Annotated in this window: 23 protein-coding genes and 1 CRISPR repeat array; of the genes, 22 read left to right on the top strand and 1 reads right to left on the bottom strand. The window is 52.0% G+C overall.

All coding sequences use genetic code 11. The features are described 5' to 3' along the window. Positions 1-6 precede the first annotated feature (6 nt). The 4 genes from THEAM_RS03050 (at position 7) to THEAM_RS03065 (ending at position 4253) form a co-directional block, all read left to right on the top strand. On the top strand, positions 7-1086 hold the full coding sequence (locus THEAM_RS03050; protein WP_013537358.1) for a glycosyltransferase family 4 protein: 1080 nt from the start codon (positions 7-9) through the stop codon (positions 1084-1086). Then, positions 1079-2392, top strand: a complete 1314-nt coding sequence (locus THEAM_RS03055; RefSeq protein ID WP_013537359.1) for a nucleotide sugar dehydrogenase — start codon at positions 1079-1081, stop codon at positions 2390-2392. The genes THEAM_RS03050 and THEAM_RS03055 overlap by 8 nt, the downstream gene beginning before the upstream one ends. A gap of 65 nt (positions 2393-2457) precedes the next feature. Then, positions 2458-3399 carry a malate dehydrogenase gene (mdh, locus tag THEAM_RS03060; RefSeq protein WP_013537360.1) on the top strand — a complete coding sequence of 314 codons (942 nt, stop codon included), beginning with the start codon at positions 2458-2460 and terminating at the stop codon, positions 3397-3399. A gap of 8 nt (positions 3400-3407) precedes the next feature. Continuing rightward, the gene (locus tag THEAM_RS03065; RefSeq protein WP_013537361.1) at positions 3408-4253 is read left to right on the top strand and encodes a fumarate hydratase; all 846 of its coding nucleotides are present in this window, start codon (positions 3408-3410) and stop codon (positions 4251-4253) included. A 27-nt stretch (positions 4254-4280) separates the two neighbouring features. On the opposite strand, the gene THEAM_RS09415 is transcribed toward THEAM_RS03065, so the two are convergent. Further along, complete coding sequence (locus tag THEAM_RS09415) at positions 4281-4982, bottom strand: methyltransferase domain-containing protein (RefSeq protein ID WP_013537362.1); 702 nt, start codon at positions 4980-4982, stop codon at positions 4281-4283. 45 nt (positions 4983-5027) lie between these two features. On the opposite strand from THEAM_RS09415, the gene ispG reads away from it, so the two are divergent. The 18 genes from ispG to THEAM_RS03160 are packed head-to-tail and all read left to right on the top strand — an operon-like array spanning position 5028 to position 19736. Then, entirely contained in the window at positions 5028-6098 is a 1071-nt protein-coding gene (gene ispG / locus THEAM_RS03075; RefSeq protein WP_013537363.1) for a flavodoxin-dependent (E)-4-hydroxy-3-methylbut-2-enyl-diphosphate synthase, read from the top strand. After that, positions 6082-6417: a dihydroneopterin aldolase gene (locus tag THEAM_RS03080; protein WP_013537364.1), complete on the top strand. Its 336-nt coding sequence runs from the start codon at positions 6082-6084 to the stop codon at positions 6415-6417. Before ispG ends, THEAM_RS03080 begins: the two co-directional genes overlap by 17 nt. Continuing rightward, positions 6402-7478 (top strand): diguanylate cyclase, encoded by a 1077-nt coding sequence (locus tag THEAM_RS03085; protein WP_013537365.1) that lies wholly within the window; start codon positions 6402-6404, stop codon positions 7476-7478. Before THEAM_RS03080 ends, THEAM_RS03085 begins: the two co-directional genes overlap by 16 nt. Continuing rightward, complete coding sequence (locus tag THEAM_RS03090) at positions 7475-8083, top strand: epoxyqueuosine reductase QueH (RefSeq protein WP_013537366.1); 609 nt, start codon at positions 7475-7477, stop codon at positions 8081-8083. The genes THEAM_RS03085 and THEAM_RS03090 overlap by 4 nt, the downstream gene beginning before the upstream one ends. A gap of 44 nt (positions 8084-8127) precedes the next feature. After that, complete coding sequence (locus THEAM_RS03095) at positions 8128-10653, top strand: homocysteine S-methyltransferase family protein (protein ID WP_013537367.1); 2526 nt, start codon at positions 8128-8130, stop codon at positions 10651-10653. A gap of 35 nt (positions 10654-10688) precedes the next feature. Then, positions 10689-11210, top strand: coding sequence for an adenine phosphoribosyltransferase (locus tag THEAM_RS03100; protein WP_041439807.1), 522 nt, complete (start codon positions 10689-10691; stop codon positions 11208-11210). Positions 11211-11229: 19 nt separating this feature from the next. Then, positions 11230-12471: a beta-ketoacyl-ACP synthase II gene (fabF, locus tag THEAM_RS03105; protein WP_013537369.1), complete on the top strand. Its 1242-nt coding sequence runs from the start codon at positions 11230-11232 to the stop codon at positions 12469-12471. Next, positions 12468-13178, top strand: coding sequence for a ribonuclease III (gene rnc, locus THEAM_RS03110; RefSeq protein WP_013537370.1), 711 nt, complete (start codon positions 12468-12470; stop codon positions 13176-13178). Before fabF ends, rnc begins: the two co-directional genes overlap by 4 nt. After that, positions 13162-13728 carry a Maf family protein gene (locus tag THEAM_RS03115; RefSeq protein WP_013537371.1) on the top strand — a complete coding sequence of 189 codons (567 nt, stop codon included), beginning with the start codon at positions 13162-13164 and terminating at the stop codon, positions 13726-13728. The genes rnc and THEAM_RS03115 overlap by 17 nt, the downstream gene beginning before the upstream one ends. 19 nt (positions 13729-13747) lie before the next feature. Further along, on the top strand, positions 13748-14470 hold the full coding sequence (locus tag THEAM_RS03120) for a hypothetical protein (RefSeq protein ID WP_013537372.1): 723 nt from the start codon (positions 13748-13750) through the stop codon (positions 14468-14470). After that, positions 14467-15183: a response regulator transcription factor gene (locus tag THEAM_RS03125; RefSeq protein WP_013537373.1), complete on the top strand. Its 717-nt coding sequence runs from the start codon at positions 14467-14469 to the stop codon at positions 15181-15183. The genes THEAM_RS03120 and THEAM_RS03125 overlap by 4 nt, the downstream gene beginning before the upstream one ends. A gap of 3 nt (positions 15184-15186) precedes the next feature. Continuing rightward, the gene (gene ispF, locus THEAM_RS03130; RefSeq protein WP_013537374.1) at positions 15187-15681 is read left to right on the top strand and encodes a 2-C-methyl-D-erythritol 2,4-cyclodiphosphate synthase; all 495 of its coding nucleotides are present in this window, start codon (positions 15187-15189) and stop codon (positions 15679-15681) included. Continuing rightward, complete coding sequence (fabZ, locus tag THEAM_RS03135) at positions 15681-16112, top strand: 3-hydroxyacyl-ACP dehydratase FabZ (protein ID WP_041439399.1); 432 nt, start codon at positions 15681-15683, stop codon at positions 16110-16112. The genes ispF and fabZ overlap by 1 nt, the downstream gene beginning before the upstream one ends. Beyond that, positions 16112-16888: an acyl-ACP--UDP-N-acetylglucosamine O-acyltransferase gene (gene lpxA, locus THEAM_RS03140; RefSeq protein WP_013537376.1), complete on the top strand. Its 777-nt coding sequence runs from the start codon at positions 16112-16114 to the stop codon at positions 16886-16888. Before fabZ ends, lpxA begins: the two co-directional genes overlap by 1 nt. Continuing rightward, positions 16885-17697, top strand: coding sequence for an MBL fold metallo-hydrolase (locus tag THEAM_RS03145; RefSeq protein WP_013537377.1), 813 nt, complete (start codon positions 16885-16887; stop codon positions 17695-17697). The genes lpxA and THEAM_RS03145 overlap by 4 nt, the downstream gene beginning before the upstream one ends. Next, entirely contained in the window at positions 17697-18239 is a 543-nt protein-coding gene (locus THEAM_RS03150) for an NTPase (RefSeq protein ID WP_013537378.1), read from the top strand. The genes THEAM_RS03145 and THEAM_RS03150 overlap by 1 nt, the downstream gene beginning before the upstream one ends. Next, a complete protein-coding gene (gene hslO, locus THEAM_RS03155) occupies positions 18211-19215 on the top strand; it encodes an Hsp33 family molecular chaperone HslO (protein WP_013537379.1) in 1005 nt (334 codons plus the stop codon). Before THEAM_RS03150 ends, hslO begins: the two co-directional genes overlap by 29 nt. Continuing rightward, positions 19215-19736 carry a peptidase zinc-dependent gene (locus THEAM_RS03160; protein ID WP_013537380.1) on the top strand — a complete coding sequence of 174 codons (522 nt, stop codon included), beginning with the start codon at positions 19215-19217 and terminating at the stop codon, positions 19734-19736. Before hslO ends, THEAM_RS03160 begins: the two co-directional genes overlap by 1 nt. A gap of 481 nt (positions 19737-20217) precedes the next feature. Continuing rightward, a CRISPR array of direct repeats spans positions 20218-21022; the repeat unit is 35 nt; unit sequence GTTGAAATGCCCGAAAAAATCGGCGGGATTGCGAC. The last annotated feature ends 52 nt before the right edge of the window (positions 21023-21074 follow it).

Raw genomic sequence — 21074 nt, forward strand, 5'->3', positions numbered from 1 at the left:
GCTTCTATGAAAGTTCTCCAGGCCACAACGGCAAGGGGCTGGAGCGGCGGCACCGAACAAGCCCTGCTCCTTGCAAAGTACATGAACAGGCTGGGAGTTGAGACCCACCTGCTTACCTACCCGGGAACCGAGCTCGACAAAAGGGCGGAGAAGCTCGGGATAAAGAGGGTTTACTTTCCCAACACCGTAAAGTTCAGCCTCAAAGAGGCGAAGGCCCTTGCCTCTATTTTGGCCGGTTACGATGTTGTAAACACCCACATTTCAAAGGCACACTGGTTCGTGTGGAGTGCCCTTCCCTTTACGGGCAGGAGGCCGAAGGTGGTTTACAGCAGGAGGGTTCCCTATAAGCTCTCCCCCTTCTCGCTCCTTACAAAGTACAACCTCTTTACAGATGCGATTATTGCCGTTTCCCCGGCCATCTTCGACTACCTCCGCTCCGTCCCCCTGATTGGGAAGAAGGTGCACTACATACCTTCGGGAGTGGAGCTGGACAGGTTTAACCCGGCCGTTGAGTCCGGTTTCAGAGAGGAACTGGGCCTTCCCCCGGATGCTCTCCTGTTTGTCAACGTGGCAAACTTCTCCTCCGTTAAAGGGCAGCACGTTCTGCTGCCGGCTTTCAGGGAGTTTCTGAATAAAACGGGCCTTAACGCCTACCTTGCGTTGGCCGGCAGGGATACAGACTCTCGGCAGGCAAGGGAGCTTACAGAGAGCTTGGGGCTTGTGGGCAGGGTGTTTCACCTGGGCTTTCGCCGTGATATCCCTCAGGTGCTTAAAGGGGCAGATGTCTTTGTTTTCCCCTCACTCAACGAGGGAATTGCGGGCTCTCTGCTTCAGGCTATGGCCATGGAAAAGGTTGTTGTTGCCTCTTACGTTGGCGGAATAAGAAGCTACCTGAAGCACCTTGAAAACGGTATAGCCGTTGAGCCTTCAAGCGTAAAGTCTCTCGTTCGGGGTCTTGAGCTGGCGGTGGAGAACTTGCGTAACCGGAAGATGAAAGAGAGGGCCAGGCAGACGGCCTCCGAGTTTGATATAAAGCGAATAGCAGAAAAGACCCTTAAACTCTACAGGGAGTTGTTAGATGGTTGAGTTTCCTACTTTTGAAGATTTCCTCTCGGGAAGGGAAAAGGTTGCGGTTGTAGGCTTAGGTTACGTGGGTCTTCCCTTGGCGGTTCTCCTGGGTAGAAAGTTTAAAGTTGTCGGTTTTGACGTAAACCCGGAGAGGGTTGCGCAGCTGAAGGCCGGCATCGATAAAACCGGTGAGGTTTCCCGCGAGGCCATAGAGGAGGCCTCGGTAGAGTTTACAACCGAGCCGGAGGAGCTTTCAGGGTGCCGCCTCATTATCGTTACCGTTCCGACTCCCGTGGATAGGCACAACATACCCGATTTAAGACCTGTGAAACTTGCAACGAAAACAGTTGGCAGACACATGGTTCCCGGGACGGTGGTTGTTTACGAATCTACGGTTTACCCGGGTCTTACCGAGGAGGTGTGCGTTCCGCTCCTGGAGAAGGAGTCGGGGCTGAAGTACATGGAAGAGTTTAAAGTTGGCTACTCCCCGGAGAGAGTTAATCCCGGAGATAAAAAACACACCATAGAGAAAATAGTTAAGGTGGTTGCCGGCTGCGACGACGAAACGGCAGACCTCCTTGAAAAGGTTTACGGTTCCGTTATAGAGGCGGGCGTTTACAGGGCTCCCAACATTAAAACTGCAGAGGCCGCAAAGGTTATAGAGAACACCCAAAGGGACTTAAACATAGCCCTTATGAACGAACTCGCCCTCATATTCCACAGAATGGGAATAGATACTCGAGACGTTATAGAGGCGGCGGCTACCAAGTGGAACTTCCTGAAATTTGAGCCGGGCCTTGTGGGAGGGCACTGTATAGGCGTTGACCCCTACTACCTTACCTTTAAGGCCCAGGAGCTCGGCTATCACCCCGAAGTTATTCTTGCCGGCAGGCGGATTAACGACTACATGGGTAAGTTTGTTGCCGAACAGACCGTTAAGCAGATGATAAAAGCCGGTAAGCAGGTTCTTAACGCCAAAGTTCTGGTTATGGGCGTAACGTTTAAGGAGAACGTGAAGGATGTAAGGAACAGTAAGGTTATAGATATCTATAACGAGCTCAACTCCTACGGTGTGAAGGCTTTCCTTTACGACCCCGTTGCCGACGGAGAGGAGTTTAAGCGGGAGTACGGCGTTGAGCTTATAGAGTCGGTGGAGGCGGAAGCTCCTTACGACGCCGTTGTTGTTGCGGTTAAGCACGACAGCTTTAAAGAGCTTCCCCCCGAGTTCTTCCGCTCCATTCTCGGGGAGCCTCCGATACTCATAGACGTAAAGGGCATTTACAACAGGGAGCGGTTTAAGGATTTCCTTCTGTGGAGACTCTAAGCCAGGGCAAGGGCTCCACTTGATAAAATAGAAACCGCTTTCATCAAACCGTTAGGGGAGGTAGTGTGGACAGAAAAAAGATAACAATAGTAGGTGCAGGTAACATCGGGGCAACTCTGGCCCTTCTCCTTGCAAGGAGAGAAACCGCCGACATCACCCTCATAGACATCAACGAAGGCGTTGCCAAGGGTAAGGCCCTTGACATAATGGAGGCCTCTCCGATTCTGGGCTTTAACGCTCACGTCCACGGAACCGGAGACTACGCCGAGACTGCAGGCTCCGATGTAGTTATCATCACCGCCGGCTTCCCCAGAAAGCCGGGGATGAGCCGAGACGACCTTCTATTTAAAAACTTCGAAGTTGTTAAGAGCGTTTCCGAGCAGATTAAGAAGTACTCTCCCGACGCTTTCGTTATTGTCGTTACCAACCCGCTGGATGCAATGACCTACACCGCTTTAAAAGTTACCGGCTTCCCGAAGAACAAAGTGATGGGAATGGCCGGAGTTCTCGACTCGGCCCGCTTTGCCTACTTCATCTCCGAAAAGACGGGCATCTCGGTTGAGAACATAAACGCCTTCGTTATAGGCGGTCACGGCGACGATATGGTACCCCTGAGGAAGTTTACAACAGTGGCCGGAATGCCGGTTACCAAATTCCTCTCTAAGGAGGAGCTCGAGGAGGTTATCCAGAGGACCCGTTTCGGCGGCGGAGAGATAGTTCGGCTCCTCAAAACAGGAAGTGCCTTCTATGCGCCGGCTGCCTCAATCCTTGAGATGGTTCTTGCAATCCTCTGGAACAAGAGGAAGATTCTCTCTGCCAGCGTTTACCTCGACGGAGAAGCCGGAGAGTACTACGGTGCAAGCGGCCTCTGTGTAGGCGTTCCGATAATCCTCGGAAAAGAAGGCGTAGAGGAGATAATCAAGCTCGACCTTACAGATGAGGAGTGGGCAGACTGGAGGAAGTCCGTTGAGTCGGTTAAGAGACTCGTTGAGAAGCTGCCCCTTTAGGAGGAGAGATGCGCGAAATTCACGTAGATAAGGTCAGGGAAACCGTTAAAAGGCTCTGTATGGAGGCCAACTACTTCCTTCCCCAAGACGTTTTAAACGCTTTCAAAGAGGGGAAGGAGAAGGAGGTATCCCCCGTAGGTAAGAACGTTTTTGACATCCTGCAGGAGAACGCAGAGATTGCCGCCAGGGAGCAGATTCCCTACTGTCAGGATACCGGCTTTGCCGTTGTTTTTCTTGAAATCGGCCAAGACGTCCGCTTTGTCGGCGGCTCCCTTGAAGAGGCCGTTAACGAAGGGGTTGCCCAAGGCTACACGGAAGGGTACCTCCGGAAGTCTATCGTTTCCGACCCCCTCTTCGACAGGAAGAACACCAAGAACAACACACCTGCCGTTATCCACTACAGCATAGTCCCGGGCGATAGGGTGAAAATCACCGTTGCCGCAAAGGGAGGCGGCAGCGAGAACATGAGCAGGCTTGCCATGTTAAAGCCTGCAGACGGCGTTGAAGGGGTGAAGAAGTTCGTCCTGAAGACCGTAAGCGAGGCCGGCCCCAACCCGTGTCCGCCCATAACGGTTGGGGTGGGCATAGGGGGAACCTTTGAGAAAGTTGCCTTCCTTGCCAAAAAGGCCCTCCTCAGGCCTATAGGCCACAGGAACCCCGACCCCCGCTACGCTGCGCTGGAGGAGGAGCTTCTTGAGGAGATAAACAAGCTGGGCATCGGGCCTTCGGGCTTCGGCGGTAGGGTAACCGCCCTGGACGTGAAAATCGAGTGGTACCCGTGTCACATAGCCTCCCTTCCCGTTGCCGTCAATATCCAGTGTCACGCTTCCCGCCACAAAGAGGCAGAGCTTTAGAAGGGGCAGGTCGGCTCCTGCTCCTTTTCAATCCTTTACCGCAGTTATAGCGAGAACCCTGTACTCAATTAGGGGCGTTTTTTCAAAGAGCTCTCTGAACTTCAGCAGGGTGGCCCTGTTGGGCTTTGCCAGGGGGCTCTTTGCCCCTATTGCGTTTACCGCTTTCAGGGCCTCTTTTGCACAGTTAAAACGCTTTTTAAGGTACAGCCTGCTGAACTCCACCGGTTTGAACTCCTTCCGTATCAGCTCCATCAGCTCCTTCTCTTCTGGGAACTTAAAGAGCTTCCCGCCCCCTGCCGCCTCCCAGCACTCAAAGAGCGTTCTGAGGCTTCCCTCAACGGGAACCGTGACTATCAAGGCCCCTCCGGGCTCTAAAACCCGGCTGCACTCCCTTAGGCTCTTTTCAAGGTCTGTCCACTGGAGGGCAAAGTTGGATACTACGGTTCTGAACGAACGCTCTTTAAAGGGCATCTCTTCGGCGTCGGCGCAGACTGCTCTGTTCCCCCTGCTTTTGCAGGTACGGCACATCCCCAGCGCTATATCTAAGCTGACAACCCCTTTACCTTTTAACAGCCACCCGGTTCCTGCGCCAACGTCCAGGAGCGGGTAAGGGTGGGGAAAGAGGCGTAACCTCTTCAGGATTTCCCGGCCTGCGGCCTGCTGGAGGGCGGCGTGAAGCTCGTACCTGTCGGCGGCCCTCGAGAAGTTCTTCCTAATCTGCTCCTTCATTGCAGGGGTTAAAATATGGAAAGTTTTACCCGATGTGGAGAGCTTATGGGCTGGATAGAGCGCAGAAAGACGAGAACCGTTTGGGTAGGCTCCGTTCCGGTGGGGGGCAGCCACCCGGTAGTCGTTCAGTCTATGACCAACACCTACACCGAAGACGTTGAATCGACGGTAAAGCAGATTAAAGAGCTGGAGAGGGTCGGCTGTGAGCTTGTAAGGGTCGCCGTTCCAACCCCGGAAGCCGCTCGGGCCGTTAAGGCGATAAAGGAGAGGATAGGAATTCCCCTGATAGCCGATATCCACTTCGACCACAGGCTTGCCCTCCTTGCCATTGAAAGCGGAGCAGACTGCGTGAGGATAAACCCCGGGAACATCGGGAGCCGGGAAAAGGTGAAGGAGATTGTAGAGCTTGCCCGGGAAAGGGGCGTTGCCATAAGGGTGGGCGTTAACTCCGGCTCCATCCCTAAAGAGCTCCTCTTTAAGTTCGGAGCTCCCGTTCCCGAAGCTCTTGCAGAGGCCGCCCTTAGCTACGCCAAGATGTTTGAAGACTGGGGTTTTACCAACCTAAAGTTCTCATTAAAGGGTTCCGAGGTTAAAAGCACCGTTGTCGCCAATAAAATTTTTGCCGAGCAGACCGACTACCCGCTCCACATAGGGATAACCGAGGCGGGAACTCTCCTTTCGGGGGCGGTAAAGTCGGCGGTGGGCGTGGGAATCCTCCTCTATCAGGGTATAGGGGATACGGTGAGAATCTCGCTCTCTGCCGACCCGAAAGAGGAGGTTAAGGTGGCCTACAAAATACTTTCGGCCCTGGACCTGCGCCACAGGGGAGTTGAAGTTATCTCGTGCCCCACCTGCGGCAGGTGTATGGTGAACGTTGAAAGCCTTGCCAGAGAAGTGGAAAAGCGCTTAGAGCACGTTGAAAAGCCCCTAAAAGTAGCGGTTATGGGGTGCGCCGTGAACGGCCCCGGAGAGGCCAAGTTTGCCGACGTGGGCATTGCCGGTGCGGGAGAGCACTTCATCCTCTTTGTGAAGGGGAAGGTTGTAGGTAAGCTCTCTCAGGAAGAGGCCCTTAACAGGCTCGTTGAGGAGGTAGAGAAAGTTGCAGGGGAAAGTTGAGAGAAGCGTTTTTATAGAGGGAATGAGGCTGCACCTGAAGTGCGGCACCTACCCCGAGGAGAGGAGCTTAGGAGTTCAGGTGAAGCTCAGCGTGAAGCTTACCGGTGAGTTTGTAGATTACCAAGAGCTTCACAACCTCATCCTTCGCCTCTCCCGCAACACCTACACCTACCTTGAAGAGTTTCAGGAAGCCCTGCTTAAAGAGGTTTTGAACCGCTGGAATATTGATTCAGCTATAATAGAGACCGTTAAGCTGAGCGTTCCCTTCCAACACAACTTCGAGAGGGTGGGGGTGGAGCTGAGATGGAGAAGAAAATAGAGTGCAAACTCCTGAAGAAGGTGCGCCAGAAGAAGAAACTTACCCCTTCGGAGCTTCAGGAAATTACTCAAATAGCCAAAGAGGAACTGAAGTTCTTGGCCAGGAACAACATACCCCTCATACCGGAGAACTACATCCTCTGGTTTGAGATATTCTGCTACCTCCACGAAAACGGCCTGGAGCTCTCCGACCTTGAGATAATGGGCCTCTTTAAGGAGAAGTACCCGACCGTAGACAACGTAGAGGCCGTTCTGCTTCAAGTTGAAGATGAAGACAGAGAGCTCCTAAAGAGCGTGGCCCAGGAGATAGTCACCGAGATAGAGAAGCTCATAGAGGTTATAGTAGACCACAACAACACCTTGGAGGAGAAGGAGAACTCCTTCAAGGAGATACGGAACAGGGTTGCCGACAGCTCCGTAAAAGACCTCCTCGGTCAGGTTCTCGAGGAGCTCTGCGTAATCAGGCAGCAGAACGAGGAGCTTAAGAACAAGCTCGAGGAGGCCAATCAGCAGATAAAAAAGCTGACACAGGAGCTTGAGCAGACTAAGAAAGAGGCCTCCATAGACTTCCTCACCCAGGTTGCCAACAGGGCCAGCTTCGACAGGGCCATAACCGACATGGTGAACGACTTCTACCGCAGGAACTACCCCTTCGCCCTTCTCATGATAGACATAGACAACTTCAAGAAGATAAACGACACCTACGGCCACCAGGCGGGAGATTACGTCCTCAGGGAGCTTGCAAGGCTCCTTAAAAGCCAGCTCAGGGCCAGGGACATTATAGCCCGTTACGGCGGAGAAGAGTTCGCAATCCTGCTTCCGGGCGTTACCTTCAGCCAGGCGATAAGAGTTGCCGAGCGCCTTAGGAAGTCGGTAGAAAAGCACCTGTTCAAGTACAACGACCAGGTCATACCTGTTACAATTAGCGTTGGCGTTGCCATGATGAGAGACGGGCTCGATGAAACGGCTCTCGTTGAAAAGGCCGATAAAGCCCTTTACCTTGCAAAGCGTTCCGGTAAAAACCAGGTGAAAACCGACCTGGACGTGGAGCTCGAAGAGTGAAGGTTCTCCTTCACATCTGCTGTGCCCCGTGTGCCTGCTACCCCCTTGAGCTCCTACTGAGCAGGGGCTACCAGGTGGTAGGCCTGTGGTACAACCCCAACATTCACCCCTGCACCGAGTTTGTGAAGCGGATGGAGAGCGTTAGGAAGCTCTCCTCCGTTTACGGAATTAAGGTCATCTACTTCGACACCTACGAGCCCGAAAAGTGGTTCAGGGCCGTTGCCTTCAGGGAGGAAAAGCCCGTAAGGTGTCAAATCTGTTACTCAATGCGCCTTGAAATGGCGGCTGCCGTTGCCAAAAAGGGCAAGTTCGATGCCTTCACCTCCACCCTCTTTTACAGCAAGTTCCAGAGCAGAGAGCTAATGGTGCCCCTTGCCGAAAACGCCTCGGAGAAGTTCGGAATCCCCTTCCTGAACATCGACTTCAGGGAGGGCTGGAAAGAGGGGATAGAGCTCTCCAAGGAGCACGGCCTCTACCGGCAGCAGTACTGCGGCTGTCTCTACTCGGAGAAGGAGCGTTACTGCCCCAAGGGTAAGCCCAAGTCGGATTGGGTTGTGGGACAGATTCTTCAGGAGGCCGAGCGGGTTAAAGAGCACTTTGGTTAACCGCTGTTATAATTTGCCCTCCGATAACCCCATCTGGAGGAGCCTTGCCGACCAACCCTTTCAAACAAGAGGAGAAAATCTGGGTTTTAGACGGCGGTATGGGCACTATGCTCATGGCCAAGGGGGTAGACGTTAACTTTGCCCCCGAGCTTTTAAACGTTGAAAAACCCGAAGTTCTCAAGGAGATTCACTCCGAGTACGTAGAGGCCGGAGCAGATATCATAGAGACCAACACCTTCGGCAGTAACAGGATAAAGCTCTCCCACTACGGCCTTGAAAACAGGGTAAAGGAGCTCACCGCCGCCGGCGTGAAGCTTGCCAAGGAGGCTGCCCGGGGTAGAGCCCTTGTTGCCCTTTCTGTAGGCCCGACCGGAGTTTTCGCTGAGCCTGTGGGAGACTACACCTTCGATGAGCTGGTAGACGTTTTCAAGGAGCAGATAGAAGCGGGAGCCGAGGCCGGTGCCGACCTTGTCCTGATAGAGACCATGTCCGATATAAAGGAGGCGAAGGCCGCAGTTTTTGCCGCAAGGGAGGTGTGCGACCTTCCCGTTCTCGTCTCCATGACCTACCAGGAAGACGGGAGAACCCTCCTTGGAACGCCTCCGGAGGTTGCGGCCGCCGTTTTTGAGGGGTTCAACGTTGCCGCCGTTGGAGCAAACTGCTCCCTCGGCCCGGAGAGCTTCGTCGAGATAATAAAGAGAACCGCCTCCGTTACCACCACCCCGATTATCGTTTACGCAAACGCCGGCCTTCCGGTTCTTGAAAACGGCAAAACGGTCTATCCCGAGCCTCCCGAAACTTTCGAAAAGTACGCGGTTGAGTTTGTAAAGGCCGGAGCCAATATAATTGGCGGCTGCTGCGGAACAACCCCCGACCACATAAGGGCCATAAAACGGGCCGTTGAAGGGTTAAAGCCGGTAGAGAGGAACCCCGTTAAAGGGGTGAAAGTTGCCAGCAGGACGAAGCTCGTTCTCATAGGAACCGGACACCCTACGAGGATAATAGGGGAGAGGATAAACCCTACCGGCAAGAAAAAACTCCAAGAAGCCTTAAAAGCCAAAGACTTCTCGCTGGTTAAGCAGGAGGCAAAAAAGCAGGTGGAAGAGGGGGCCGACCTTCTCGACGTTAACGTAGGCGTTCCGGGAGCCGACGAACCCTCCCTTATGAGGGAGGCGGTTAAAACGGTTATGGAGGCCGTAGACGTCCCCCTCGTTATCGATACCAAAGACCCTAAGGCCGTTGAAGAGGCCCTTAAGATGTGCGACGGCAGGCCGGTGGTAAACTCGGTCTCCGGTGAGAAGAAGGACGTTGAACAGATACTCCCCGTTGCCGCCAAGTACGGCGCAAACGTCCTCCTGCTTGCCATAGACGACGAAGGCCTTAAGGAGAAGGCCCAGGAGCGGGTAGAGATAATAGAGCGCCTCCTTAAAGAGTGCGAGAAGGTGGGAGTGGATAGAAGCTCCACAGTTGCCGACGTTTTAAACCTTGCGGTCAGCGCAATGCCCGACTCTACGGTTGAAACCCTAAAGGCCATAAGGCTCGTTAAAGAGCGTTTCGGCATTGCCACAACATTGGGAGTCAGCAACGTCTCTTTCGGCCTTCCGTCCCGTTCCCTCATAAACTCGGCCTTTATGGCTATGGCCATTTACGCCGGGCTCGACTCCGGCATTGTTAACCCCGGCGACTCCCGTATGGTTGAAACCATATTCGCAAGCGACGTTCTCGTAGGGAAGGACAGGGGAGCCGAAAGGTTCGTCTCTCGTTTTCAGAACTACTCTCCTAAAGGCGAAGATGCCGAGTGTAGGAAGGCCCTTGAGAGGATATGCCAGATAGCCGGCGCAGTTCTCGGAACTGTTCCTCAGGCCTTCTCCCACGAAGCGGAGGAGAAAGCCAAAGGGGAGACTACAGAGGAGGCTTCCGACTCCGAGGCTCCGGCCGGTATACTGGGAACCATCTTTAAGAAGGTTCTTGAGGGCGACAGAGAGGGGATAGTAGGGCCTACCGAAGAGGCCCTGAAGGAGTTTGACCCTGTTGAGGTGAGCGATAGGGCCCTTATTCCCGCCCTCGACGTTGTAGGTAAACGGTTTGAAAAAGGGGAGATATTCCTGCCCCAGATGCTCCGCTCGGCACAGGCCGTTCAGGCCGCCTTCGAGGTTTTAAAGAGGGAGATGAAAAAGAAAGGGGGCAACCTGAAGCTGGGCGGCAAGATAGTTATGGCCACCGTTCACGGAGACGTCCACGAGATAGGGAAGAACATCGTTATAACTATGCTCGAAAACAGCGGCTTCGACGTTATTGACCTGGGAACCAACGTTCCCCCCGCCGAAGTTGTTAGGGCGGCAAAGGAGCACAACGCCGATATAGTAGGGCTTAGCGCCTTAATGACCACCACTTTACCGGCAATGGAGGAGACCATTAAGGCCCTGAGGGATGCCGGAGTAGAGGTTCCGGTTATAGTCGGTGGTGCCGTTGTTACCCCGGAGTACGCCGAGTCCATAGGAGGAATTTACGGAGGAGACGCTCAGGAAGCTGTTAAAATTGTCAAAAAACTGCTCAAGGTGGAGGAGTAATGGCTCAGATTACCGACCTTAACGTAGAGGCCGAAATAAACCAGCTTAAGGCCCTTATCAGAGATGTTCCCGACTTTCCCAAGCCCGGAATCGTTTTTAAAGACATAACGCCGCTCCTTGGAACCCCTTGGGCGTTTCAGAAAGTTATAGACTACATGGGAAACAGGTATGTAGGCTCCGGCGTTGAAGTGGTTGTCGGTATAGAGTCCCGGGGCTTTATACTGGCCTCTGCTCTGGCCTATAAACTCGGTGCCGGCCTTGCGATAATAAGGAAGCCGGGGAAACTACCCTACAAAACCGTTAGCGCTTCCTACACCCTTGAGTACGGAGAGGACTCCATAGAGATTCACGAAGATGCCGTTAGAAGGGGAACGAAGGTCGTTCTCGTAGACGATGTTCTTGCAACCGGCGGAACCATGAGCGCCGCCATAGACCTTGTTGAGAAGCTCGGAGGCGACATCGTAGGTGTCGATTTCCTCATAGAGCTCACCTTCCTGGGAGGGAGGGAGAAGATAACCTCTCGGGGATACCCGGTATTTTCACTCATAAAGTTCTAAAACAAGAAGGAGAGGGAGAATGGCAAGGAGAGTAGTTATTACCGGACTTGGAGTTGTTTCGCCTGTTGGGAGCAACCTTGAGACTTTCTGGGAGAACATTACGGCAGGCAAGTCCGGTATAGGTAAGATAACCAAGTTCGATGCCTCAAACTACCCGGTTCAGATAGCCGCCGAGGTTAAGGACTTCAACCCGGCAGACTACTTCGACAAGCGGGAAGTAAGGAGGCTCGACCCGTTTATCCAGTTCGCAGTGGCCGCCGCTCAGCAGGCCGTTGATATGGCCGGCCTTGAAACCTCCGGCGTAGATAAAGAGAGGGTCGGCGTTGTAGTGGGTTCCGGTATAGGGGGCCTTACCACCATAGAGCAGCAGCTTAAAATCCTCTGGGAGAAGGGGCCGAAGAGGGTTTCCCCCTACTGTGTTCCCATGGAGATAATAAACATGGCCTCCGGAATGATATCCATAAGGTTCGGATACAAGGGCCCCAACATCTCGGTTGTTACCGCCTGCGCTACTGGTACTCACGCCATAGGAGAAGCCTTCAGAACTATACAGTACGGCGATGCAGATGTGGTTGTGGCCGGAGGTGCAGAGAGCTGCATCACCCCTCTTTCCGTTGCCGGTTTTGCCGCTGCAAGGGCCCTTTCCACCCGAAACGACGAGCCGGAAAAGGCCAGCCGTCCCTTTGAGAAGAACCGCGACGGCTTTGTTATGGGTGAAGGTGCCGGTATCGTTGTCCTTGAGGAGCTTGAACACGCAAAGAGGCGCGGTGCGGAGATTCTTGCCGAGGTTGTGGGCTACGGAACGAGCGGCGACGCCTACCACATGACGGCTCCTGCTCCCGAAGGGGAAGGTGCAGCAAGGGCTATGGCGAACGCCATTAGGGACGCCGGTATATCACCCGAGGATATAGACTACATCAACGCCCACGGTACCTCTACCAAGTTCAACGACCTGTTTGAGACTATGGCCATTAAGAGGGTATTCGGCGACTACGCTTACAAGGTGAAGATAAGCAGCATTAAATCTATGATAGGTCACCTTCTCGGGGCTGCCGGAGGGGTTGAGACCGTTGCCTCTGTTATGACCCTTCAGACGGGGGTTATACCTCCCACCATTAACTACGAAGAGCCCGACCCCGAGTGTGACTTGGATTACACTCCCAACGAGGCCGTTAAGGCCGACGTTAAGTACGTGCTCAAGAACTCTTTCGGCTTTGGCGGAACCAACGCCTGCCTTGTTTTAAAGAGGTATGAAGGTTGATAGAGGGTGATAAACTGGTAGCGCTTGAGAGGTTGCTGGGTTACTCCTTTAAGGATAAGGAGCTTCTCAAGAGGGCGCTGATTCACCGCTCTTTTGCCTTTGAGAAGGATACCGGCGAGAACTACGAGGTTCTCGAGTTCCTCGGTGATGCCGTTATAGGCCTTATAGTCAGCGAGGAGCTTATAAAGCGTTTCCCCGAAAAGAGTGAGGGTGAGCTCTCCCAGATTAGGGCCTTTCTCGTGAGCGAGCCTTCACTCTCTAAGCTGGCCCGAACGATTAACTTGGGCCAGTTCTTATACCTGGGTAAAGGTGAAAAGAGGACGGGCGGCAGAGAGAAAGACTCTATTCTGTGTGACGTTTTTGAATCGGTTTTCGGCGCCCTGTACCTTGATGCGGGCTTTGAAAAGGCCAAGGAGATTTTTAAGAACAAGTTCCTAAAGAAGCTCTGGGAGATTCTCGAAAACGCCGTTACCTACAAAGACTTTAAGAGCTACCTTCAGGAGATTACCCAGAGGGAGTATAAGGTCCTTCCCAAGTACAGGGTTGTTAAGGCCGAGGGGCCGGAACACGACAAGACTTTTACCGTTGAGTGTCAGGTAAACGATATTACCACCTACGGTAAGGGCAAGTCCAAAAAGGCCGCGGAGCAGGACGCGGCCCGGGAGATGCTCAAGGCCCTGGGGGTGATAGATGGTGGAAAAAGTTAAACTGGCCCTTGTCTCTTCCTCACCCAGGAGGAGGGAAATCCTCCAGATGGCCGGCTTTAACTTCAGGGTGGTGAAAGTTTCTGTAGAGGAAGAGCTTCACCCCTCTTCCTACAAAACCGCCACTTTAAACGCAGAAAAGAAGGTTCTGGCGGCGAAGGAACAGCTGCTTCCGGGCGAGGTGGCCCTTGCCGCCGATACAATCGTTGTTCTCGGAGACGAAATTCTTGGGAAACCCAAAAACTCCCAGGAAGCCCGCCTCTACCTAAAGCGTCTTTCCGGCAGGTGGCACAAGGTAATTACCGGCTTTTCGCTGCTTATAAACGGCAGAGTTGTAACCGACTACGAAGAGAGCCTTGTAAAATTTAAAAGGCTGACTCCTTCGGAGATAGAGTGGTACATCTCCACCGGTGAGCCTCTGGATAAGGCCGGAGCTTACGGAATTCAGGGGAAGGGGGCACTCTTTATCGAGCGTATAGATGGGGATTTCTTTACAGTTATGGGCTTACCGGTAAGTAGAATATACGATATACTTACCGTAGAGCTTGAATAAATAAAGGGGAAGTAGGACAATGAACTGGGAGCTTATCACAGTCGTTGTAGCTGCCGTTTTCGGGGCCATCGGCCTTGTTTTCGGCTTCATCATTGCCAAATCCTTGGGGGGAAGGAAAAAGGAAGAAGAAGAGCGCCTTGCCATTCTTGAGGAGCGCCTCATAGGTGTATCCGAGCGAACCATCTCAATGGCCGAGGAGCTCAAGTCGAAAATCAAGGAGCTCCGCGAGGACAAGCTGAAGGATATCCGTCAGGAAATCGAGGCTCTCCAGCTCGAAATCCACAAACTCAAAAAAGAGCTTGCAACCCTGCCCGTTAGCCTCTCTCCCAGCAGTTACGAAGCCCTTGAAAAGAGCGAGGAGATTTTAAAAGAGATAGAGTTCAACCTTCCCTCCATAGATAACTCCCTCCTGACCCAGGTTAAAGACTCCCTTCTTATACTCCGTAACGACGTTCAAAACCTTGCCATAGAGGCTCAGAAGTCTAAGGAGCCTGCTGTTGACCCTGTCTTCTTAAAGGACCTTTTGGATACTGTTGAGTCGGCAGTTTCCATCTCGAGGAACATAAACGCCTCCCTTGTGAAAGACGAACTTCTCGCCCTTGCCCACTCTATAAAGCTCGACGACGGCTCGGAACTGACAAAGGACTTAGACGCTCAAGCCCTTAATGCCAAGGAGCTTGTGGTTTTACTTGAAGAACTGAAAGAGCGCATCAAAAAAGAGCTGGAAGGAGTAGCCAGATGAGGGTAGTCTACGGCGACGACAAAAAAACCTGGCACGAACTTTTCGATAAAGTCCTCTCTTTACGGGGTATAGAGGTTGTCCACGCCTACACGCCCAAAGAGGTTATAAACCTGACCGTAGAGAAGAAGCCCGACGTTGTGATACTCGACGTTACCCTCTCCCACGGCACTGCCTATGAGGTTATAGAGAAGGTCAAAGACCGGGGCGTTCCCGTTGTGGTTATAGGCCACCGTGCAGAGGGGTTCGACCCCGAAAAGGCCCTCTCTTTAGGGGCGTCTGCCGTTCTCGAGAAGCCCTTCACGGTGGAAGAGCTTGTTGAGCTTCTGAGGAACATAAAGACCCACAAGCCTCAGCTTGAGGAGAAGCTCGAAATTGTTGCTCCCTCCGCCGGCGAGATGGTAGAGATTCCGGTTATTGAGGAGCCCCAGGAGGAGCTTCAAGTTCTGCCCGTTGAAGAACACGTTGAAACCATAGAGCTTGAACCGGTTGAGCTTCAGCCGGAACCCGTTGAAGAGCCAGTTAAACCGCAATCTACGGAGTCTAAGGTAGTGGAGGAGGCTAAGAAGGAGATTGCCAAGAAGGTAGAGGCAGGTCTGCCCGAGGAGAAAGTTGAGCAGATAATAAGGGAAATAGCCTGGGAAGTAATACCCGAAATAGCCGAGAAGGTAATAAGGGAAGAGGTAGAGAAGCTCATAAAGAGCAGGCTCGCCTGAGAGATGTTTAGAGTAGGAATAGGCTACGACGCCCACAGGCTCGAAAGCGGCTACAGGCTTGTCTTGGGCGGTGTAGAAATCCCCTACCATAAGGGCTTAAAGGGCCACTCCGACGCCGACGTTCTCGTTCACGCCGTGTGCGACGCCGCCTTAGGTGCCGCCGCCCTCGGCGATATAGGAGAACACTTCCCCGACACAGACCCGAAGTACAGGGGAATCTCCAGCTTGAGGCTCCTTGAAAAAGTGGCCCAGCTCCTCCGGCTGGAGGGCTTCACAGTTGTTAACGTAGATACTGTGGTGGTTGCTCAGGCCCCGAAGCTCAAACCCTACAAGCGGCAGATGGCCGAGAACATAGCTCGTGCACTTGGTATACTTCCCTCTCAAGTTTCCGTAAAGGCCACAACCACCGAAGGAATGGGCTTTGAAGGCCGAGGAGAGGGCATATCTGCCCAGGCGGTGGTTCTAATACGGGAAGTCGGAGGTATAGAGCGTTGGTAATGGACATAGTGGAGATTATGGAGACCATTCCCCACAGATACCCCTTCCTCCTTGTAGACAAAATCGTTGAGTTTGAACCGAAAAAACGGATAGTCGGCATCAAAAACGTTACGATGAACGAGCCCTTCTTCCAGGGCCACTTCCCCGGCCATCCCATATTTCCCGGGGCGCTCCTCGTAGAGGCAATGGCCCAAGTGGGCTGCATTCTCATGTTCAAGTCCTTCGACATCTCCCCCAAAGAGTACGTTGTCTACTTCATGGGAATAGACAAAGCCCGTTTCAGAAAGCCGGTTCGCCCGGGAGACACGGTAAAGTTCGTCCTTGAACCTACCGTTATAAAGAGCAGGCTCTCCAAGATGAAAGGAGAGGCCTACGTAGGCGATGAGCTCGTTTGCGATGCCCAAATAATGGCGATGATTACGAGGAAGTGATGGCTCAGGTTCACCCCCTTGCGGTTGTGGAAAAAGGTGCAGAGCTCGATGAGGGCGTTATCGTTGAACCGTTTGCCTATATCGGTCCCCGCGTTAAAGTGGGTAGGGGAACGGTTGTAAAAAAGGGTGCGGTTATAGAGGGAAGAGTTACCATAGGTGAGAACTGTACAATATACGCCTCCCACATAGGCGTTGAGCCTCAAGATTTAAAGTACAAGGGAGAGGATACAGAAGTTATCATAGGTAACGGTGTAAAAATCAGGGAGTACGTGACAATCCACCGAGGAACTGCCGGCGGAGGCGGAGTCACAAAGGTGGGCAATAACGTGCTCCTTATGGCCTACGTCCACGTTGCCCACGACGTTATCATCGGGAATAACGCCATAGTTGCAAACGCCGTTCAGATAGCCGGCCACGTAGAAATAGGTGACTTTGCCGTTATCGGCGGCTTAACGGGGATTCACCAGTTTGTCCGTATAGGTAAACACGCCATGGTAGGAGGGGCCTCCGCCGTTCACAGAGACGTGCCCCCTTTCCTCTTGGCTCAGGGAAACAGGGCGCGTCTTGAGGGAGTAAACATAGTGGGCCTTAAAAGGCGCGGTTTCTCCCGGGAGGCCATAAGAACCCTAACGGCCGCCTTTGAGGTCATCTTTAAGTCCGATGAGCCCATTCAGAAGGCCCTTGAAAGGGCCCTTGAGGAGTTCGGAGACTCTCCGGAAGTGAGAGAGCTTGTAGAGTTCGTCAGAAACAGTAAGAGAGGTATCTGTCCGGCTTGAAGCTGACAAGGGAGTCACTCCAGAACCGCCTTGTTTTCCTTGGAACTGCCGGTGCCCGTTACGTTGCCTTCGGCTTCATGCGTCAGGCCGGAGGCCTTTACTGGAACTTCGGCGGCTACAACCTTCACGTAGACCCGGGCCCCGGAGCCTTTGTCCACGCCCACAGGAAGGGAATAGAGCCCTTCTGGACAGACGCCGTTCTGCTTACACACCGCCACCTGGACCACTGTGCCGACGTAAACCACATACTTGAAGCCATGACCTTGGGCGGTAAGAGGAAGAAGGGGAAGCTCCTTTGTCCTTCCGATGCGGTTAACCAAGACCCCGTAGTTCTTGAGTATACCCGTCAGAACATAGAAGAGACGATTCTAATAGAAGAGAAAAAAGAACTTATGCTGTTTGAAAACCTTAAACTCACTTTCCCGGTTCGCCACGTTCACGGCGTTGAAACTTACGGCGTTATCTTTAATTGGAACGGCAAACACTTCGGTTACCTAACCGACACAAAATTCTTCCCCGAACTCCTCGAGGCCTACTCCCCTGCCAAAGACCTCCTCATAATCAATACAACCCTCTACTCTCCAAATCCAAAAATAGACCACCTAAGCGCAAAAGACGCAAAGGAAATCATTGCATTCGTTAAACCTACCCTTGCCGTTCTGACCCATTTTGGCAAAACGATGCTCTCGGCAAAACCTTGGGAAGTTGCTGCTTCCATAGAAAAAGAGACCGGCGTTAAAACTCTGGCCGCCTACGATAACATGATTATCGACCTTAACATCCTTGAAGTTGTGAGGCAGCGCCGTTGATGAAAATTGCCCTAACCGGAAGACCGGGAATAGGTAAAACCACCTGTGTTAAAAGGGCAGTTTCTCTTCTTTCCGTTCCCGCTGTGGGTTTCTGGACCGAAGAGATAAGGAAAAACGGCCGCCGCTGGGGTTTTAAAGTTGTAAGAACCGACGGCAAAGAGGCTCTGCTTGCAAGTGTAGAAGGCCGTTCACCGTATAAAGTGGGCCGTTACAAGGTTTTCGTTCGGGAGTTCGAGGCCTTCCTTTTCCCATTTCTCAACTCTGCGTTAAACCCAACCTCTGTAGCCGTTATAGATGAAATAGGTAAAATGGAGCTGCTTTCCCGCCGGTTTGCTCGCTTTGTTGAGCAACTTATTCTCAGCGAAGGCCCGGCCCTTGTTACCATTCCCCAGAAAGACGTTCACCCGCTGGTTGCCCAAATCCGCTCATCAGGTAGATTTAAAGTTATTACAGTTACGCTTCAAAACAGAGATAAACTGCCGGAGAAAATAGTAAACCTGTTGGAGGGTAGAGATGGAGAAGAAGGAGCAGAAAAACCTTAAAGTCCTTCCCCAAAGGGAACAGCTCGTAAAGGAGCTAACAGACCAGGTAAAAGAAGACCTCAAGAACTACTTTAAAGACCGAGACTACGGCGTTATAGCGGTAACCAGGGAAGACGCTCTCAGGGCCTTCATTGTGAAAACAACCAACCTCTGTGAGATAGCGCGCCTCAGACATAAACTCTCTCCTATGGCAACGGCGGTTCTCGGCCGTGCCTTAACAGGAGCGATTCTGTTAACCTCTCTCCTCAAACACGGGACCAACCAGAGGGTACTCCTCAGAATAGAGGGAGATGGCCCTATAGGCCTTGTTGTAGCGGAGGCGAATGCCAAGGGAGAGGTAAGAGGGTTTGTCCAGAACCCGAACGTAGAAACCTTCATAAAAGAGGAGAACGGCAGGAAGAAGTTCGATATAGCCAAAGCGGTCGGTAAAGGCACCCTGACCGTTGTTAAAGACCTCGGCTTTGGAACTCCCTACGAGAGCTCCGTTCCCCTTGTTTCCGGAGAGATAGCCCAAGACATTGCCTACTACCTGCTTAAATCGGAACAGATTCCCTCTGCTGTGGCTATAGGCGTTCTTGTGGGTGAAGACGGAAAAGTGGAAGCTGCCGGAGGTTTCCTTGCCCAACCTCTTCCCGGCGCTTCCGAGTCTGCTGTAGAGAAGCTCGAGAAAAACGTTACCTCTTTACCCCCTGTAAGCACCCTTATAAAAGAGGGTAAAAGGCCCGAAGAGATTGCAGAACTTATATTCAAAGGCTTTACTACTGAACTGCTTGCCCTTAAAGAGCTCTCTTTCCGCTGTAGGTGTAGTAAGGAAGTTGCCAAGGGCGGTATAGTTGCAATGCCGGAAGAGGAGATAAAATCCCTGATTCAGGAAGGCGGTGCCTCCGTTAAGTGCAAATTCTGCGGTGAGGAGTATCACTTCTCCAAAGAAGAGCTTGAGGAGATACTTAAAGAGAAACAGCAGGGGAACAACTGATGGCTTTAGCGTCCCTTTACACGGTGGGAGTAGCCCTTCCCTTTGTAGAAGAAGAAGCCGAGAAGGTCCTTAAGGAAAAGTTTAACCTGAGCCCCCGTTTCGAGGGGGCCTTGCCTCCCGATTCTACCGGAGCCAGAGGCTCTCAGCTTCTTGCCGAGGTTCAGCTTCAGCATGCCCTTGCCCTAAAACCTTCCGACTCTCTCTTTGTCGTTGTTTTAACGCCTTACGACCTCTACTCCAATGGCTTAAACTTCGTTTTTGGGGTTGCTTACCCTTTTAAAGGCTGCATAGTCTCGTATGCACGTTTAATCTCTGAAGACGACAGCCTCTTCCTTTCCCGTTTCAGGAAAGAACTGACCCATGAAATGGGGCATGTTTTCGGTCTGCCTCACTGTCCGAATCCCAGCTGTGTTATGCACTTTTCAAATAGCTTGGCAGATACCGACGCTAAAAGCGAAAATTTTTGCCAGCTCTGCTCAGAAAAGCTCCGTAGAGTCATGGTAGAACTCGGTCTAATTTGACTTAAGTTGTATGGTTTTATGGTCTTACCCTATCAAATTGGAAAAGTAAGTTAGTTGTTTTTCTACCGTTTATCAACCATGTTATGGTGATTTCTTCTTAATACGTGGAGCATTTGGATTCACTTGTTTCAGTAGGAGAAGGTAAATTAGCAGAAAATAATTCTGTTTATTGCAAAAACTTGTCTTCTAATTTGCGGCTATTCTGTTCTTTTGCCTGTGCTGGCAGCTAACAAACACCGGTAAGCTGTTATTTAATTAACATTAATGTCGGCCGATTTCCTGCTTTATGGTTAATTTACGGGTTAATTTGCTTCAGGTGAGAAATCTGCTAAAATTAGCGGTAGAAGTGGTCTTTCAAAACCGGATAGGCCTTTTGTTAGGGCTTGCTAACTTGTACTGGACCAAGCCTTTAGAAATTAATGGTATGAAGATTGAGCATGAAATGAATACCTTGATTTATAAGGATTATTACCCATCAAGGGTTGAAATGCCCGAAAAAATCGGCGGGATTGCGACGGTCTAAAGAAATCTAAAGGTTCATGAATTGCAAGTAAAGCTTTGTTGAAATGCCCGAAAAAATCGGCGGGATTGCGACGATCCTCCATCAGCTGGGATCGTCTGTCTCTATAGTAATTGTTGAAATGCCCGAAAAAATCGGCGGGATTGCGACGGGGGCCCTAGCCCCCGTAGTTTTCCTCGTACCAACGGGTTGAAATGCCCGAAAAAATCGGCGGGATTGCGACAGGCCCGTAAGCTGCATAATCAGTTTTCCGTTAATAGGTTGAAATGCCCGAAAAAATCGGCGGGATTGCGACCTAGCTGCTCGTCAGTTGCAGATTCAGGGTCTGAAAAATCAAGTTGAAATGCCCGAAAAAATCGGCGGGATTGCGACGAGGGGCCCAGAGGGCCGCGCACCACCCAGGTTACTTTATTATTAGTTGAAATGCCCGAAAAAATCGGCGGGATTGCGACACATTGATGGAGCTACTGGGATAACAACTTGCTGGTCAATCACGAGTTGAAATGCCCGAAAAAATCGGCGGGATTGCGACGTCACCGGTACTCCTCCGAGTGACCCGACCACCTCTTCCTTCTGGTTGAAATGCCCGAAAAAATCGGCGGGATTGCGACACTCCCGCCCTTCTCTTATCTTAATAATCTTCTCAATTTTTAGTTGAAATGCCCGAGAAAATCGGCGGGATTGCGACCTCGCACCTCCTCTTTTAGAGTTTTCGGGGGAGGAGGCGCGCCGTTGAAATGCCCGAAAAAATCGGCGGGATTGTGTTTTTTTCTTTGTATTCTTTTTGATGAATTGATTCCCGATTTTTGGTAGTTTTT

This window comes from Thermovibrio ammonificans HB-1 (genome assembly GCF_000185805.1).
GTDB lineage: Bacteria > Aquificota > Aquificia > Desulfurobacteriales > Desulfurobacteriaceae > Thermovibrio > Thermovibrio ammonificans.

What these genes read in the sequence shown, in the direction of transcription:
- THEAM_RS09415 (WP_013537362.1), bottom strand. Translation starts at nt 4,982, where the DNA reads ATGAAGGAGCAGATTAGGAAGAACTTCTCGAGGGCCGCCGACAGGTAC.
- fabF (WP_013537369.1), top strand. Translation starts at nt 11,230, where the DNA reads ATGGCAAGGAGAGTAGTTATTACCGGACTTGGAGTTGTTTCGCCTGTT.
- THEAM_RS03085 (WP_013537365.1), top strand. Translation starts at nt 6,402, where the DNA reads ATGGAGAAGAAAATAGAGTGCAAACTCCTGAAGAAGGTGCGCCAGAAG.
- THEAM_RS03160 (WP_013537380.1), top strand. Translation starts at nt 19,215, where the DNA reads ATGGCTTTAGCGTCCCTTTACACGGTGGGAGTAGCCCTTCCCTTTGTA.
- hslO (WP_013537379.1), top strand. Translation starts at nt 18,211, where the DNA reads ATGGAGAAGAAGGAGCAGAAAAACCTTAAAGTCCTTCCCCAAAGGGAA.
- THEAM_RS03050 (WP_013537358.1), top strand. Translation starts at nt 7, where the DNA reads ATGAAAGTTCTCCAGGCCACAACGGCAAGGGGCTGGAGCGGCGGCACC.
- THEAM_RS03115 (WP_013537371.1), top strand. Translation starts at nt 13,162, where the DNA reads ATGGTGGAAAAAGTTAAACTGGCCCTTGTCTCTTCCTCACCCAGGAGG.
- THEAM_RS03120 (WP_013537372.1), top strand. Translation starts at nt 13,748, where the DNA reads ATGAACTGGGAGCTTATCACAGTCGTTGTAGCTGCCGTTTTCGGGGCC.
- ispF (WP_013537374.1), top strand. Translation starts at nt 15,187, where the DNA reads ATGTTTAGAGTAGGAATAGGCTACGACGCCCACAGGCTCGAAAGCGGC.
- THEAM_RS03065 (WP_013537361.1), top strand. Translation starts at nt 3,408, where the DNA reads ATGCGCGAAATTCACGTAGATAAGGTCAGGGAAACCGTTAAAAGGCTC.
- fabZ (WP_041439399.1), top strand. Translation starts at nt 15,681, where the DNA reads ATGGACATAGTGGAGATTATGGAGACCATTCCCCACAGATACCCCTTC.
- THEAM_RS03150 (WP_013537378.1), top strand. Translation starts at nt 17,697, where the DNA reads ATGAAAATTGCCCTAACCGGAAGACCGGGAATAGGTAAAACCACCTGT.
- ispG (WP_013537363.1), top strand. Translation starts at nt 5,028, where the DNA reads ATGGGCTGGATAGAGCGCAGAAAGACGAGAACCGTTTGGGTAGGCTCC.
- lpxA (WP_013537376.1), top strand. Translation starts at nt 16,112, where the DNA reads ATGGCTCAGGTTCACCCCCTTGCGGTTGTGGAAAAAGGTGCAGAGCTC.
- THEAM_RS03125 (WP_013537373.1), top strand. Translation starts at nt 14,467, where the DNA reads ATGAGGGTAGTCTACGGCGACGACAAAAAAACCTGGCACGAACTTTTC.
- THEAM_RS03055 (WP_013537359.1), top strand. Translation starts at nt 1,079, where the DNA reads ATGGTTGAGTTTCCTACTTTTGAAGATTTCCTCTCGGGAAGGGAAAAG.